This window comes from Streptomyces sp. NPDC051576, from assembly GCF_040681835.1.
Classification (GTDB): Bacteria; Actinomycetota; Actinomycetes; order Streptomycetales; family Streptomycetaceae; genus Streptomyces.
Window position 1 is genome coordinate 497310 of sequence record NZ_JBFAZO010000006.1, and the last position, 15229, is coordinate 512538.

The window sequence follows — 15229 nt, forward strand, 5'->3', positions numbered from 1 at the left end:
CCCCACCGGTGTGTCCTAGGGCCAGGTCTGACAAATGGATGTCAACGGCAAACTGACGCACGCGACCGTGCTGGTCGTGGACGACGAGCCGGCGAGCCGGTTCGCGGTCGAGAGTGTGCTGAGCCGCGCCGGCCATCGGGTCCTGGCGGTCGGCAGTGGCGAAGAGGCGCTCACCGAACTCGACGTACGGCTGCGCAAGGGGAACCTCCCCGACGTGGCCCTGATCGACGTGCACCTGCCGGACATGAGCGGGTTCGAGCTGTGCCAACTGCTCAAGGAGCGGCCGCGCATGGCGGGCCTGCCGGTCGTGCACGTCTCGGCCCAGGCCACCCCGCCGAGCGACCGCTGCCCGGCGCTCGACGCGGGCGACGAGGCCTATCTGACGGTGCCCGCCGAGCCCGAGGAGATCGAGGCGGCGGTCCGCGCCGCCGTCCGCGCGGCCCGGCTGCGGGCCGACGACCAGGCGCTCGTACAGCGCCTCACCCTGCTGTCGGAGATGATCGTCACCATCCAGGCGGCGCGCTCCCTCCAGGAACTCGTCGAGGTCGCCGCCGACGGCACCGCACGGCTCACCGGCACCCCCGCCGCCGTGTTCGTCCTCGACCGGGACGACGAGCTGTACCGAGGACTGCCCCGGGACCGCAGCTCGGTCGCGCTGCCGGACGAGGGCGCCGACCGGACCGTGGCCCGGCTGCTGCGGCGGCTCTCGCAGGGGCAGTGCGGGGTGCAGATCACCACGGTGCCCGCGCCGCTGTGGCCCACCGGGTTCTTCCGGCCCGGCGTGGAACACGACGCCCGGCTCGCGCTGGTCCTCACCCAGGAAGGCAGGGCCCCGGTCTGTCTCGCCGCCCCCACGCGCGGGCTGCGCCGGGTGGGCCCCGAGGCGGAAGCGCTGCTGGCGCAGCTGGCCCAGGCCACCGCGCTCGCCGCCGAGCCGCTCCTCATGTACCAGGTCGAGCGGCATGTCGCCCTCACCCTCCAGCGCAGCTTCCTGCCCAAGCCGGACCGGCTGCCCGAGACGCCGGGCGTCGACGTCGTCGTCCGGTATGTGCCCGCGTCCCAGGACACCGAGATCGGCGGCGACTTCTATGCCGCGCTACGGGTCGACGGGGGAGTGCTCTTCGCGGTCGGCGACGTCGTCGGGCACTCGCTGGAGGCGGCCACCGTCATGGTGGAGATACGGCACGCCCTGCGCGCCTTCTGCGTCGACGAGAGCGACCCGAGCGTGCTCGCCGAGCGGCTGGACCGCATGCTCCGCCACTACCACCCGGAGACCACGGCCACTGTCTGCATGGTCGTCGTCGACCCCGGCACCGGGCGCACCCTCATCTCCAACTCGGGCCACATCCCACCGCTGATCATCCGGGACAGCGGCAGCGCGGACTACGCCAAGGCGGCCGGTCCGCTGCTGGGCGTGGGCCTGTCCCATCCGCCGCCCACCGAGCTGTTCCTGGAACCCACCGACCGCCTCCTCATGATCACCGACGGCCTGATCGAGACCCGGGGCACCGACCTCGGCGCCTCGATGGAGCAGCTCCGTGCGGCCGCCACGGGCGCCCTGCCCGGCCTGGACGCCCTGTGCGACACCCTCCTCGACACCTTCGGCCACAACAGGGACGACGACATCGCGATGCTGGCGCTCCGGCTAGGGTGAGCCTGTTGTTGGCTTAGAACAGGAGTGCCCATGCCGCAGATCACCGTCGACCACACGCGCCAGATCTCCTTCGACCAGGAGGGTTTCGCCCGCGCGCTGCACGAGGCGACGGTCGAGATCGCGGCGGCGAAGCCCGAGGCGTGCAAGACGCAGTTCCGGGCGAGCGAGGTCACCGTCTTCGGGTACGAGGACCCCGGCGAGGGCGGTCATGCCGTCGTCCATGTCACCCTCGGCCTGCTCGCCGGGCGCACCGAGGAGACCAAGGCCCGGCTCACCGAGCGGGTGCTGGAACTCCTCCGTGAGTACATCGAGGACGACGGGTGGTTGGTCCTGCACGCCTCCGCCGAAGTGCGTGAACTGGACGCGTCCTACCGCAAGTTCGAGCGCTGAGGGCTGCGGACACGGCCTAGGACGCCAGCGCGATCAGCCGGACGACGAGGTCGCTGAACGGGCCGTCGCCCGGCTCGTTCCTGAGCGACTCGCGCAGCAGGTCGCTCAGTTCCTCGTCGTACGCGGCGCTCACCGCCGCCAACGCCCCGAAGTCGTGGACGAGTTGGCGCTCCAGATCGGCGCGCGGGATGCGACGGCCGTCCAGCCAGATCAGGGCCGTCGACTCGACGAGCGATATCCAGGAGCGGATCATCAACTCCAGCCGGGCAGGCGGGTGTTCGACCTTCATGTGCGACAGGATCTGAAGGTACGCGGCCTGCCGCACCCCGTCGACAAGGGCGTTGGTGGTGGACGAACCGACCGCGGGACCGCCGCGCATCAGCGCGGCGAAACCGGGTCCGTGATCGTCGACGAAGTCGAAGAACCGGCCCATCACCCGCAGCAGCCGCCCGCCGAGCGATCCCTCCTCGGGGACCACGAACCGCCCGGCGAGATCGTCCGAGGCGCGCTGCAACGCGGCCTCGTACAGGCTGAGTTTGCCGGGAAAGTAGTGGTAGACCAGCGGCCGGGAGATGCCCGCCGCCGCGGCTATCTCGTCGATGGAGACCTCGTCGGGCGAGCGACGGCTGAACAGGTCGAGAGCGACGCCGATCAACTGCTGCCGCCGTTCCTCGACCCCCATCCTGCGGCGAACCCCGGTACTCATGCGAACACCCTACCGATCTCTTCCGGCCCCGAACGGACCGGACCGACCAGGGTTGTTCACATCACCTCATCACAAGTCCAGCACCAAACGCACACTTCGAGCCCGGGACACACAGATCAGCATCGAGTCGGCCCGCTCCGCGTCCGTCAGCAACTCGTCCCGGTGGTCCACCTCCCCTTCCAGCACCCGCTGTTGGCAGGTTCCGCAGAAGCCCTGCTCGCAGGAGTAGAGGGTGTTGGGCAGCTCCACCCGGACGGCGGCGAGGACGGTGGAGTCGGCCGGCACGGTCAACGTCCGTCCGCTGCGCCGGAGTTCGAGTTCGAAGGCGGTGTCGTCGCCCGTCGACGCCCGGGGTGCGAAGCGCTCAAGACGCACCTCCGGGAAGCGTTCCGCGACGGCCGCCATGAGCCCCTCGGGGCCGCAGCAGTAGACGACGGCTCCCTCCGGCACATCGGCCAACTGCCCCTCCAGATCGGGTAGTCCGGCCACGACGGTCACCCGGCCCGCGCCGAGTTCCTCGATCTCCGCCAGGAAGGGCATCGACTCCCGCGTCCGGCCGGCGTACAGCAGCCGCCAGTCGGTGCCCTCCGGCAGCGCCCGCAGCATCGGCAGCACCGGGGTGATCCCGATGCCGCCGGCGACGAAGACGTACGAGGCCGCCTCGACGAGCGGGAACCGGTTGCGCGGCCCCCGCACCTCCAACTCCGCGCCCACCCGCACCTGTTCGTGCACCTCGCGCGATCCGCCCCGCCCGTCCTCGACCAGCCGCGTCGCGACCGTGTACGACGAGCTGTCCGTCGGGTCACCGCACAGCGAGTACTGCCGCACCAGCCCCGAGGGCAGCACCAGATCGATGTGCGCCCCCGCCTCCCAGCGCGGCAGGTCCCGGCCTTCCAGGCGTAGTTGTACGACCCCGTCGGCCACCGTCTCCTTCGCCGCGACCCGCAGCTTCAGTGCCCGTGAGCGGGGCCGGCCCGAGGTCGGCGGATCCAGCGCGGGCAGCGGCCACAGCGGCGAGGCCGACACCCGCCGCCGCAGCGCGCGCCGGGTCAGCAGCGCGGCCCCCGCCAGCACCGCCACGGTGAGCGGCTTCGGCATCAGGCCACCCCCTTCTCGGCCTGCTCGGCGGCCAGCGCCGCGGGCGAGGACGCCAGATAGGCGACGGCCTGCTCGGTGCTGCCCTCCTGCGAGGGGTGGTAGGCGCGGCTCAGATAGCGGGGTATGGACCTGACCATGTCCCCGGTGGCGGGCAGGGTGCCGCGCCGGCCGGCGACGTAGAAGTCCTTGAAGCTCGCCCTGCGGTCGACGAGCGTCGGGTCGTTCGCCATGAAGAAGCGGGTCCCGCGCTGCCACAGGAACATCAGCGCGGCGAACGCGGTCGCCCAGGTCCGCGCGCGCCGCCGGTAGCTTCCGTCGACGTGCGTGAAGAGGTCGAAGGCGACGGACCGGTGCTCGACCTCCTCGGCGCCGTGCCAGCGCAGCAGGTCCAGCATGGTGGGATCGGCGCCGCGCCGGTCCAACTCCTCGGCGTTCAGCACCCAGTTGCCGAGGAACGCGGTGTAGTGCTCGATGGCCGCGATGGTCGCCACCCGCTCCAGCAGCCACCACCTCCGGGCCCGGCCCGGGGGCAGCGTGCGGTCGCCGAGCAGCTTCTCGAAGAACCAGTCGACCTGCGCGGTGTACGGCGTCGGGTCGAGCCCCAGCTCCTTGAGATGGGGCAGCACCTCGTCGTGGGCCTGGGAGTGCATCGCCTCCTGGCCGATGAACCCGATCACGTCCGCCCGCAGCCGGTCGTCCCGGATGAGTGGCAGCACCTGCTTGTACACGTGCACGAACCACCGCTCACCGGCGGGCAGCAGCAGATGCAGCACGTTGATCGTGTGCGTGGTGAACGGATCGCCGGGCACCCAGTGCAGCGGGGTGCCCTCCCAGGAGAAGTAGCTTCTGATCTCCTGGAGACTCATTTGTGCAGGTCAGGGCGCCGACATTGAGGTGTGGGGTCGAATCGGGGGCGAAAAAGCTAAGGGCTCGCAGAGAATCAACGTGTTGCTTCACGCATCCGGGCTCGTTCACCTCGTATGGGCATCCCTGACGCGACGCGTGATCAACTGGCTGTCAAGTTCGGGGTGTTGTTCCCGCATCTGGACGAGCGGCAGCGTCGGCTGCTGATGGGAGCCGAGGCCCGGGTCCTGGGGCACGGCGGTGTCCGAGTGGTCGCGCAGGCGGCTCAGGTCAGCGAGACCACGGTTCGCAAGGGCGTGGACGAGTTGGAGGCGGGTGAGGGACCGCTGGGGCGGGTTCGCCGTCCCGGCGGCGGGCGCAAGAAGGCCGCCGAGGTGGACCCGGGGCTGCGACCGGCCCTGCTCGCACTGGTCGAGCCGGACGTACGTGGGGATCCGATATCGCCGCTGCGCTGGACAACCAAGTCGACGAGGAAGCTTGCCGCCGAACTCACCCGCCAGGGGCACAAGGTGAGCGCGGACACGGTCGGGGACCTGCTCCGGGAGGAGGGCTTCAGCCTGCAGGCCAACGCGAAGACCATCGAGGGCGCACAACACCCGGACCGTGATGCCCAGTTCCACTACCTCAACGACCAGGCCCGGGAACACATGCGTGCCGGGGACCGGTGATCAGCGTGGACACCAAGAAGAAGGAGTTGGTCGGCGACTACAAAAACGCCGGCCGTCAGTGGCGGCCCGCGGGCGAACCGGTGCTCGTCAAAACGCATGACTTCCTGGACCGGCAGGGACCGGGCAAGGCGATCCCCTACGGCATCTACGACCTCGCGGCAAACACCGGCTGGGTCAACGTCGGCACGGACCACGACACCGCCGAATTCGCTGTCGCCTCGATCCGGCGCTGGTGGCAGGCCCGTGGCCGACATGACTACCCGCACGCCACCCGTGTTCTGATCACCGCAGACGCGGGCGGCTCCAACGGCTACCGCACCCGGGCCTGGAAGAGTGAACTGGCCGCTCTCGCCTCCGGGACGGGTCTGCAGATCACGGTCTTTCACCTACCGCCCGGGACCTCGAAGTGGAACAAGATCGAGCACCGGCTGTTCTCCCACATCACCATGAACTGGCGAGGCAGACCGCTGACCAGCCATGAAGTCATTGTGGACAGCATCGCGGCGACCACCACCCGCACCGGTCTGAAAGTAGAAGCCGAGCTCGACGCCGGCACCTACGACATCGGCATGAAGGTCACCGACGCCGAGATCGACGCACTGGCAATGAGCCGACACCGCTTCCACGGCGACTGGAACTACACGCTCCGCCCCGCCGGTTCTCTCCCAGCCCCACGCCATGAGACGGAACCGGATGCCGCCACCCCTCCAACTGCGCGCCCGGCCGCGCCCCCGGACGGCGTTGACGCCCGATCTCTCCGCGACCCGGAGCTGACCGGCATGACCGCTGCCCAACTCGACGCTCTGGTCCATGCGTTGCTCCCCGCGCTCGCGCAACGACGCGAGCAAACCCGCCACGAGCACCGGGGCGGCGAGCGCCGACGGAGGCGAGGTGCCGGCGCCAAGGACAAGCTCTCCGGCGCAGACCGCATCCTGGCCACCGTGCTCTGCCTCCGCAAGATCGGCACCCATGACCTGCTCGCCCGGCTCTTCGGCGTCACCGGAAGCACTCTCACACGGGCCGTCCAGGAAGCACGCCCGCTCCTGGCCAAGCACGATCACGCCATCCACCCCTCAACCGCCAGATTCCGCACCCCCACTGACGTGGCCGCCCACCTCGACCAGTACGGGACCCACTCCCTGATGAAGATCAAACCCGCATGTTGATTCTCTGCGAGCCCTTAATGACTGTTTCAGTGATCTTCTTCAGCGGTGTGGCTCCAGAGTGAGGATGGCCTTGGCGACTGACGCATATGGTTTGGGCTGCATCGGGATCTGCGGAAGATCCGCCATGACTTCAGGCGGGCGACGCCACGTTCCACGGGTGCCCGTGCCGCGGCCAGCGCTCGGTTGACGGTCTTCTCGGTGAGGGTGAGTTCCTGCAGAGGCTTGCGCTTGATGCTCGTGGTCACCCAGGGGCCTGCGCCTTGGTAGGAGAGGTCGGCGAGGACGGGGACGCCCTGGCGCTCACAGATGCGGATGATCCGGTGGGTGCGGGCCGCGGTCAGATCGTGGGCTCGGCCGGGCAACGTGGGTGAGAGCCACAGCAGTTGGCTGGCTGGATCGGTGACGACCTGCACGTTCACGCCGTGCCGGCGGTGCTTGTGGGAATAGTCCGCGCGTCCGTCGCCGACCCGGTCGCACTCGGCGAGTGTGCCGTCCAGCAGGACGAAGTCCGCATCGGTCTCGCGCAGGACCTTCAGGAGTCCCGGCGCGCGGTCGGCGAGCAGTTGGATGACCGTGCTGGTGTAGACGTGGGCGGTGGACTCGCTGATACCGAACCCGGCGGCGATCTTCGCCAGGGTGGTGTGTTCGCGCAGGTACACCAGTGCCACCATCGCGCGTTGCGACGGGCGGAGCTTGCAGCGGCGGCCACCCTCACGGGTGACGACGAGCATGGTGACCCACTCCACGAGCTCATGGGGTAGGTCGAGTGCGGCAGGACAGATGACCAACGAGGCCCCCGAGCAGCGTGGTTGAGACGTCAGACATCTCGATCAACGGCGCGGGGGCCTCGCTCGTTGCGGTCTGTGAAGCGTCACCTGATCGACGGCCATCTCGAAGAGGCTCACTGGTGGCGGGCCAGTTCCCCAACGCGCGTGTGCCGCCGGTGCGGAGGCATCGGCGGCACACGTTTAGGGTTGTGTCAGTTGTTACCGGTGCGCCTGGCGAGTTTTCTGAGATACATCTGCCCAGCTATTTCGACTGCAGCCAGGCTACCGAAGGTGGCGGGAAACTGATCCGTACTGCGTGCCCACCACCAGAGGAACGGGATGGCGAGGGCCAGCGCCACGATCCATCTGAACATGCTGCTCGGCCTGCCGGATCGGCCGGGCAGTGCGGCTGCCACCACCCCGGCGCCTGCAACGGCACCGATGAGGACTGACAGGAAAACGGTCATTTGCAGAACCCATGTTTGTAGCGGTAGGGGTGCGGTGTCCTGGGGTGGTCGTAGCTCACCGTGAATCCAAGGCAGTATCCCCGACGGTAGAGCGCACTGATGAGTACGTAGTCGACGGTAGCCACGATGGCCGCGGCAAGACCGACGACGGGGATGCCGGCCGCGGCGGCGATGACCACCCACCAGGCGTCGATGAAGTCGTTCGTGCCCATTCTGTCGTACTTGACGTTGACGTAGGTCCAGTGCCAGCTGATCTTCCAGTGGCGATAGGTGCCCAGCAGGTCTGTCTGGTCGACGGGGTTCTGACCGGCGTAGCCGTACGCCGCGTCCGTCCCCGGGACGGGGTCGGTGGACAGGAAGCGTCCGAGAGCGGGGTCATAGAGGCGTACGCCCATGAGGACGGCACCAGTGACTGTTTCGCTGGAGCGTTGCTTAGCGCCGAGCCAGCCGTACCGGGTGGCGGTAGTGCTGTCCTCCGGATTGCCATACTCGTCGTAGGCCAGCGCGACTGGTGCTTTGGTGGTGTCCAACGGAAGCTGCACCATGACATCGCCATGGACACCGGTCAACTGCAATACCGTGCCACCGCTGGCAGTGGTAGTGGCGTCCAGGTCTCCTTCGATACCCCGGACGATGCGCGTGATGGTGGAGCTGTCCTCCTGGATCCAGTCGGGGCTGTCGCTGTTCGAGCTGTAGTGGTTCGTCCGGGATCCGGTCTGGGTCCAGGTACCGTCGCTGCCCTGGGTTTCGGCGGTCCAGGTGGCGAGGCGGCTGGCTGCGTCCAAACCCCACGTCTGGCGGCTGTTGCCGGAAGTCTGCTGCCGGACCATGTCGTTGGCGTAGTAGCTGATGTTCGCACCTGATGCCTGTGTGGTGGTGCGGCCGAAAGCGTCGTAGACGGTACCGGAGGTGACCAGGCGGTCGGCGCTGTCGATGGCGTATGACGTGGTGGTTGCACCGGATGACGTGCAGGCCGTGCCGACGTCACTGGTGGCGGTGGACAGGGCGGTGCGGTTGCCGTTGTTGTCAAAGGTGTAGTCGCGGCGGGTGCAGGTTGCGTCCGGGGCTGTGTCATCCGCCCGGCTCAGCCGGTTCGCCGCGTCATAGCTGTAACTGTGGACACGGGTCTCCCCGTTGCTGCCCACGTCGGTGACCGTTTGGCCCAGTGCGGAGCGGTCGGTGAAGTCGGAGGCAACTACGCTGCCGTCGCTGTCCCGGGTGTAGATCCGGGAGGTCTCCTGCCCGGCCTCGTCCTGGGAAGCGGTGAGGGTGTAGCCGCCGGGCAGTGATTCGGTAACGGGGGCGCCGTCCGCGTCGTAGATGGCGGCGAAGGTGCCGGCGACCGAGTCGGTGCGTGACGTTTCCAGGCCGCGTGGGTCTTTGGAGGTGTCGTAGGTGTAGGTGGTGGTGGACGGGGCGGAGTCGGTGGTCTGCACCGGCCTGCCGAGGGCGTCGTACTGGGTGCTCACAGTGTTGCCCGTGCCGTCGTTGTAGGAGATCTCTCTGCCGAGTTGGTCGTAGGTGTGAGCGATGGTCTGCCCGCTGGAGGTGACCGTGGCCACGTGACCGTTGTCCGGGTCGTAGGTGTAGTTGGTGTCGGGTACCGCGGTGCCCACTCCGCCGCTGACGACGGTCGTGCTGGGTCGGTTGGCGGCGTCGTAGGTGGTCGTGGTTGTACGGGTGACGGAGTTGGCCGTTTCGCTGACCTTGGCGGGATTGCCCCAGCGGTCATATTCGACGGTCTTGGTGGGGAGTTGCGTGGGGTTGGAGCCGCCGTCGGTGATCGCGGCCGCCGGTCCGGTGGAGCAGACGAGGTCGGCCCATTCGGGGCGGCCGTTGCAGGCGCCGGTGCCGGTGGCCGAGTAGTAGGTGGTCACTGTTGCCCCGGCGTCCGAGCCGGACGACTTCGGCAGTTGGGTCTTGGTGACCCTGCCCTGGGAGTCGTACGAGGTCTTGGACTTCAGCGCCAGCCCGTCCGGGTCTGTGATTACGGCCGTGGACAAGCCCTTGACCCAGTCGTACTCGGTGGCGGTGCTATGCACGTCGGCGTCGGAAGGGTAGCCGTCCACGTAAGCGCCCACCTTGACGGTGGTGACCTCGTCGGAGATGGTGGCCGTGCCATCGGTCGGGCGGCCCTCGTCATAAGTGTTGGCGGTGTGCTGCCGGGCCGGAACCTCAGTGCCAGCGGCCAGATCGGTGCCAGCACTGCCCGCCTTGAGCGCCGAGGTGAGGGTTACCCGGTGCAGCGGGCCGTACTCGTCGGTCTCGCGCAGGCCGTCGGTGGAGTACACCGAGCGGGTGGACAGCAGGTCGGCGCGGTCGGCGGACGACATCTGGTCGATGCTCAGCGCCACCTGCTCGGCCTGGCTGCTGCCGCTGGTGGCCAGGGCAAGTTCGCGGTTAGCCGCGGTCAGTTCACGCACTATGTTGCCGAGGTTGTCATACTCGGTGGTGGTGATGTGTCCGCCGGGCGTGGCGGTATTGACCTCTCTCCCGGAGGCGTCGGTGTAGGTGACGGTCGCCCGCTTGTAGTCGGAGCCGGCCAGGTTGCTGCCCGTGTTCGACGCTGGCACGGAGTCAGCGGGGAAGACGGCGGTGGCGTCGGTCGGGACGTCGTCCTGGCTCCAGGTGCCTACGTCCGAGGCGCCCATGGCGTTGGGGGCCGTCGAGCCGGTCAGGGGCACGTCGTAGACCACGCTGGTGGTCGCGGTGGTGCCGTCGGTGGTGCTCTTGGTGCCCGCCGTCAGGTTCGGGCGGGAGGCCGACAGGAGCATGCCCGCGCCTGCGGTGGCGGCGTTGCCGGCCTGGCCGTAGGTGAAGGTCCAGGGCAGTTCGCCGGGCGGGGTGAGGGTGGTGACGCGGCCGGCGCTGTCGTAGGTGTAGGCGGTCTTCAGCGCGGGGCTGATCCGCGGGTCCCACTGTTCACGCAGGCGGCCGGAGGTGTCGTAGGAGTACTGCGACACGACCGTGGCGGTCGCCGCAGAGGCGCCGGGATCGGTGGTCCAGTCTCTGATCTGTTTGACCTGCCCGCTGTAGTCACCGAGTGTCGAGCTGGTTGCGGTGGTGGAGGTCGCGTAGACGAACTCCTGTATCCGGCAGCCCGCCGTCGACGGGGTGGTCTCACAGGTGGAGGCCAAGACCGCCGAGGTGGGCGCGATGACGTACTTGGGGCGGGCCAGGGTGGTGCTGCCGGAGGTGACCTTCTCCGAAACCACCTTGGTGGTGGAGTTGTCGGTGGGCAGGTAGGTGCTGGACACCTGCCAGGTCGTGGCTGCCGAGTCCACCTTGACGAACGTCGTGGTAGTGCCCTGGTTGTCCTTGAGGGTGAACGATCCGGTCAGTGACCCGGTCAGGGTCAGGTTCTCGGATCCGGGCTCGGGCTTCCAGCCGCCCGCCGAGGTGGCGGTGAATCCGGTCTCGTCTCCGTCCACGTTGACCAGGGCTACCGAAGTGGCCGACGTCTTGCGGACGTCCACCCAGCCCGAATTAGTGATCTCCGCCGTCGTTCCCGAAGTCCACTGCGGGCCGAAGAGGGCTACCTGGCCCTCGGCGTCCGCGCCCGCGGTCGGACGGCGCGAGGATGCCGTGCGCGACAGCGACAGGCCGAAACCGGAGGCGTCGGTCGCGGACAGGGTGAAGTCGCCAGTCAGCGTATTCACCGCTCCAGGGCCGATGTCCTGGCTCGGGGCGGTGCCGGCGTTGCGGTCTAGGGTGATGGTGTGCGGCTGGGAGTAGGCCGTCGTCGAGCCGTCGGTGAAAGAGGCCCTGATGTCGATCGGACCGTCCTGGGACAGCGAGTTGGTGACGTTCCACGTCAGGGTCGCGGGGGAGCCACCGGAAACGGCAACCGGCCAGGCCGATATTGCGGAGCCGTCCGAGGACTTGGTGACATCCGCGGCCGGGACGCTGGTCCAGGAGTCGGTCTCACCACGCCGGTACTGGTACGTCACACCGGTGTAGGTGGACTTGCCGGTGGAGGTCAGGCTCACCCGACGGGCTGCGCTATCCCCGTCACCAGGGGTGAGCAGGCCCGCGCCCTCACCGACACCGAAGGCGTAGGCGGTGGTGGCGGTGGACAGGTTGCCGCCGGAGTCGACGGTCTTGGCGTACAGCTTGTGCCAGTCCTCGCCCGGCTTGATGGTGATCGTCAGCGGGTCGCCGCCGTTGCCGTCCGTGGTGTCGTACACGCGGTTGGGCACCGAGGAGTCGTCCAGGCCCCAGTAGAAGCCCATGCCGTCGGTCGAGGACGTGTCCAGGGTGCAGGTCGCGCCGCTGTCCGACGTTGTCGTCCAGGTGTCGGCCGTGTACGGGTCACAGGAGATCGTGGGTGCGGCGGGCTTGGCGACGTTCGGCACGAAGTAGATGTAGGAGGACCAGGCGCCGTAGTCCGTGCCGTCGTAGCCGCGTACCCGCATCCGCAGGTGTGCCCCAGCCAGCTGGCTCGCGCTGGGGATGGTCAGATTCGCGGTGCCGCCGGAGGCCACCGAGGCGGATGTACCGGTGTAGGAGTACGTCGTCTCCCCGGAGTACGCCGGGTCGTTGGTGATCTCGAACTGCCCCTTGACCGTCGAGCCGTCGGCGTCGGTGACCTTCGCCGACAGCGTCGGCGTGTAGGTGGTCACGTACCGCTTGCCGCTGTAGGCGTTCACACTGCTCGGCGAGATCGCCAGCCCGCTCGTGGTGGCGTACGAGTTGTAGGTCACCGTGAGCTTCGGCGCGTACCCGGAGGTCGTGTAGTTCGCCGAGCGGAAACGCCGCCAGGTGGTCGAGTCGGTCTCGCTCGTGCCGTAGACCATGAGTCCGTAGTTGGGGGAGCCATCGGCCCACGCCTGGACGATGGTGTCGATGTCCCAGTTCGACCAGGCGGCCGGACAGGACGAGGAATAGCCGTGCGGCACCAGGTTGACCACCGCGCCGGTCCCGGAGGACGAGGGACGGGTGGCCCAGGTCAGGGTGGACGATGACCAGGAGGAGGTGATCCGGCGGACCGTCGTGCCCGATCCTGTGCTGGCGCAGGTCGACGCGTAGTAGTCATACAGGGCGAAGTTGGTGTCGGTGATGTGCTTGCCGACGAACTTCGACACGTCGAACTTCAGGTACGAACGGGCCAGATCACTCCCCCCGTCGTACGTGCCTGACTTCAGCTCCTGCGAACTGAGCTGCGAGTCGGTGTAGTCCGGGGTCTGGATCCACGTGTCAGTGGTGACCGCGAGCGTGGTGGTTGGGTCCACCGTCACCGGGTACTGAGCAGTGGCCAGGAATTCCTTGTCCGGAGTGAGGACCAGGGTCTGCGAACCGTCGTCCGCTGTCTCGATGGTGGTGGCGACCTGCTTCTGGTTCGCCGACTCACCCGAGGCGGCGTCCTTGGACGCGTCCCACATCATCGGAGCCGGAGCCTCGGCGACTACGTCGCCGCCGTCATTCTTGAGCAGCAGGTGTCCCGAGTCGGCCTGGGAAAGCTTGAGCCCGTCCAGGTTCAGCGGGATCCGGTACGACACCGCGTCGTCGTCGGGCTGCTGGGCGAGTTGGATGCTCTCGGAGAAGCCCTGCGCAAGCGCGGTGACCGACAAGGTTTGGCCGATGCCCAGATCGTAGGAGGCAGTGTTGTCCTTCACCTCGGGCGTGGGCAGATTGTCCTGCCAGCCCAGCCCGAACGACTCCTTGCCCTGCGTCACCGAGGCGAGTTGAGTGTCGCCGCCGTCGGAGATCGCGATGTTCGCGGGCACGGCAGCGGGCGTCAGGTCGGAGCCGGTGTCGGACAGCGAGGTGTCGATGTCCTTCCACACCCCGTCCTGCTTCACCCTCACGGGACCGGCATACGCCTCCGTCTGCAACTCCCCCGTGGGCAGCGCATACGTCGTCGAATCTGACGCACGCTCCGACAACACCTCGATCTTCCGGCCCTGCAGACGGGCCATCAACACCGCCGACGCCTCATCCTGTGCCTCTGCAGGACCCGACGCCTCGGCGGAGTCAGACACGCTACTCGCTGTGCTTGCCGTGGGCGCGGCGAACGCCAGCCCGTTGCCTTCAGCCATCAACGCGGTCTCGACAGCCATCACCATCACAATGCCGACGGCTATCTGCCGCAGCCGTTGAGCCTGGCCTCTCCGGGTCGGTCTCGATCTGCCCTGGGGTACGGGTCTGTGACGCACAATCAGTTCCCTCCGTTTTGGCACCCCTCGGCTCGGAGTGCACAGGACAACGAACCGATCTTCACAAGGGACTTACATCGCCGCCATGGAGACAAAAGACGAATCTCAAGCTAATCCCAAGTCGAGGTCAAGGACTGGGTGATTCCTCTTCACCTCGCCGCCACGGATGTGTCAAATTCCCCCATAGAACACTCTATTTTCGCTGTGTTGGGATGCGACGGGATGCGGACAGGTTCCCTGACAGGTCTCCAAATTTTCCAAATAGATGAAGGAAGAGACGGCCAAAGCGTGAAGATCGGGAGGGATAGGGTAAAGCGCTTACTGGGCGTATCGGTAGTGAGCCTCTTCGAGATGGCCGTCGATCAGGTGACGCTTCACAGACCGCAACGAGCGAGGCCCCCGCGCCGTTGATCGAGATGTCTGACGTCTCAACCACGCTGCTCGGGGGCCTCGTTGGTCATCTGTCCTGCCGCACTCGACCTACCCCATGAGCTCGTGGAGTGGGTCACCATGCTCGTCGTCACCCGTGAGGGTGACCGCCGCTGCAAGCTCCGCCCGTCGCAACGCGCGATGGTGGCACTGGTGTACCTGCGCGAACACACCACCCTGGCGAAGATCGCCGCCGGGTTCGGTCGTACGGGTACGACGAGCAGGGCAGCACCACCGAGCGGTACGGCACCACGGGCACCGCGCAGAGCCTTGGCTGGGACATCGAAGGAGAACTGTCCACCCTCATCACCGAGGGGTCGAAGACCACCGACTACCTGTACGACGCGAATGGCGAGCTCGTGATTCGCCGCGGCCCGGCGAAGACCGTTCTCTACCTGGCCGGTGAGGAACTCCACTACGACACGGCCGCGAAGAAGTCCACCGCTCAGCGCTACTACTTGGCGGGCGACGCCACGGCGGTCCGCACCGGGTCCGGCCTGTCCTGGATGGTCGACCACCACGGCACCGCATCGATGACGATGGACGCGACGACCCCGTCCGTCACCCGCCGCTACACCAAGCCGTTCGGCGAGTCCCGCCGCGGCACGGCACCGTCGGCCTGGCCGGACGGCAAGGGCTTCCTCGGCAAACCCGCCGACACCGACACCGGCCTCACTCATGTCGGCGCCCGCGAGTACGACCCGGCCACCGGCCGCTTCCTCTCGGTCGACCCGGTCCTGGCTCCCAAGGACCACGAGTCGCTGAACGGCTACGCCTACGCCAAAAACACAACCGTCACCAAGTCTGACCCCTCCGGTCTGCGGCCGATCACGGACTGCGAGCGCGGGTGCAGCAACCAGCCCGG

Annotated in this window: 7 protein-coding genes and 4 pseudogenes; 5 read left to right on the plus strand and 6 right to left on the minus strand. The window is 67.9% G+C overall.

Annotated elements, in window-relative coordinates; translation table 11 throughout:
- The first annotated feature begins 34 nt into the window (after nt 1–34).
- Nucleotides 35–1654, plus strand: coding sequence for a fused response regulator/phosphatase (locus AB0M63_RS22965; RefSeq protein ID WP_355909500.1), 1620 nt, complete (start codon nt 35–37; stop codon nt 1652–1654).
- A 30-nt stretch (nt 1655–1684) separates the two neighbouring features.
- Nucleotides 1685–2044, plus strand: a complete 360-nt coding sequence (locus AB0M63_RS22970) for an isomerase (protein ID WP_355909503.1) — start codon at nt 1685–1687, stop codon at nt 2042–2044.
- A gap of 16 nt (nt 2045–2060) precedes the next feature.
- Here the strand turns inward: AB0M63_RS22970 and AB0M63_RS22975 are convergent, their stop codons facing one another.
- The 3 genes from AB0M63_RS22975 to AB0M63_RS22985 form a co-directional block, all read right to left on the minus strand.
- Complete coding sequence (locus AB0M63_RS22975) at nt 2061–2750, minus strand: TetR/AcrR family transcriptional regulator (RefSeq protein ID WP_355909506.1); 690 nt, start codon at nt 2748–2750, stop codon at nt 2061–2063.
- Between the two features lie 69 nt (nt 2751–2819).
- A complete protein-coding gene (locus AB0M63_RS22980; protein WP_366020651.1) occupies nt 2820–3848 on the minus strand; it encodes a PDR/VanB family oxidoreductase in 1029 nt (342 codons plus the stop codon).
- Nucleotides 3848–4714 (minus strand): metal-dependent hydrolase, encoded by an 867-nt coding sequence (locus AB0M63_RS22985; RefSeq protein WP_366020652.1) that lies wholly within the window; start codon nt 4712–4714, stop codon nt 3848–3850. Before AB0M63_RS22985 ends, AB0M63_RS22980 begins: the two co-directional genes overlap by 1 nt.
- Nucleotides 4715–4828: 114 nt before the next feature.
- On the opposite strand from AB0M63_RS22985, the pseudogene AB0M63_RS22990 reads away from it, so the two are divergent.
- A pseudogene (locus AB0M63_RS22990) lies at nt 4829–6546 on the plus strand (ISAzo13 family transposase).
- Between the two features lie 39 nt (nt 6547–6585).
- Here the strand turns inward: AB0M63_RS22990 and AB0M63_RS22995 are convergent.
- From AB0M63_RS22995 to AB0M63_RS23005, 3 genes and pseudogenes are all read right to left on the minus strand, one after another.
- Nucleotides 6586–7334: pseudogene (locus AB0M63_RS22995) on the minus strand (transposase family protein).
- A gap of 191 nt (nt 7335–7525) precedes the next feature.
- A complete protein-coding gene (locus AB0M63_RS23000; protein WP_366020653.1) occupies nt 7526–7780 on the minus strand; it encodes a hypothetical protein in 255 nt (84 codons plus the stop codon).
- Nucleotides 7777–13587, minus strand: a complete 5811-nt coding sequence (locus AB0M63_RS23005; protein WP_366020654.1) for a DNRLRE domain-containing protein — start codon at nt 13585–13587, stop codon at nt 7777–7779. Before AB0M63_RS23005 ends, AB0M63_RS23000 begins: the two co-directional genes overlap by 4 nt.
- Before the next feature lie 801 nt (nt 13588–14388).
- Here AB0M63_RS23005 and AB0M63_RS23010 point away from each other — a divergent pair.
- Nucleotides 14389–14586: pseudogene (locus AB0M63_RS23010) on the plus strand (IS5/IS1182 family transposase); the annotation flags it as partial.
- Nucleotides 14565–15218: pseudogene (locus AB0M63_RS23015) on the plus strand (RHS repeat-associated core domain-containing protein); the annotation flags it as partial. The pseudogenes AB0M63_RS23010 and AB0M63_RS23015, both read left to right, overlap by 22 nt.
- Between the last annotated feature and the right edge of the window lie 11 nt (nt 15219–15229).

Coding starts and splice junctions, on each gene's coding strand:
- AB0M63_RS22965 (WP_355909500.1), top strand. CDS start 35: ATGGATGTCAACGGCAAACTGACGCACGCGACCGTGCTGGTCGTGGAC.
- AB0M63_RS22970 (WP_355909503.1), top strand. CDS start 1,685: ATGCCGCAGATCACCGTCGACCACACGCGCCAGATCTCCTTCGACCAG.
- AB0M63_RS22975 (WP_355909506.1), bottom strand. CDS start 2,750: ATGAGTACCGGGGTTCGCCGCAGGATGGGGGTCGAGGAACGGCGGCAG.
- AB0M63_RS22980 (WP_366020651.1), bottom strand. CDS start 3,848: ATGCCGAAGCCGCTCACCGTGGCGGTGCTGGCGGGGGCCGCGCTGCTG.
- AB0M63_RS22985 (WP_366020652.1), bottom strand. CDS start 4,714: ATGAGTCTCCAGGAGATCAGAAGCTACTTCTCCTGGGAGGGCACCCCG.
- AB0M63_RS23000 (WP_366020653.1), bottom strand. CDS start 7,780: ATGACCGTTTTCCTGTCAGTCCTCATCGGTGCCGTTGCAGGCGCCGGG.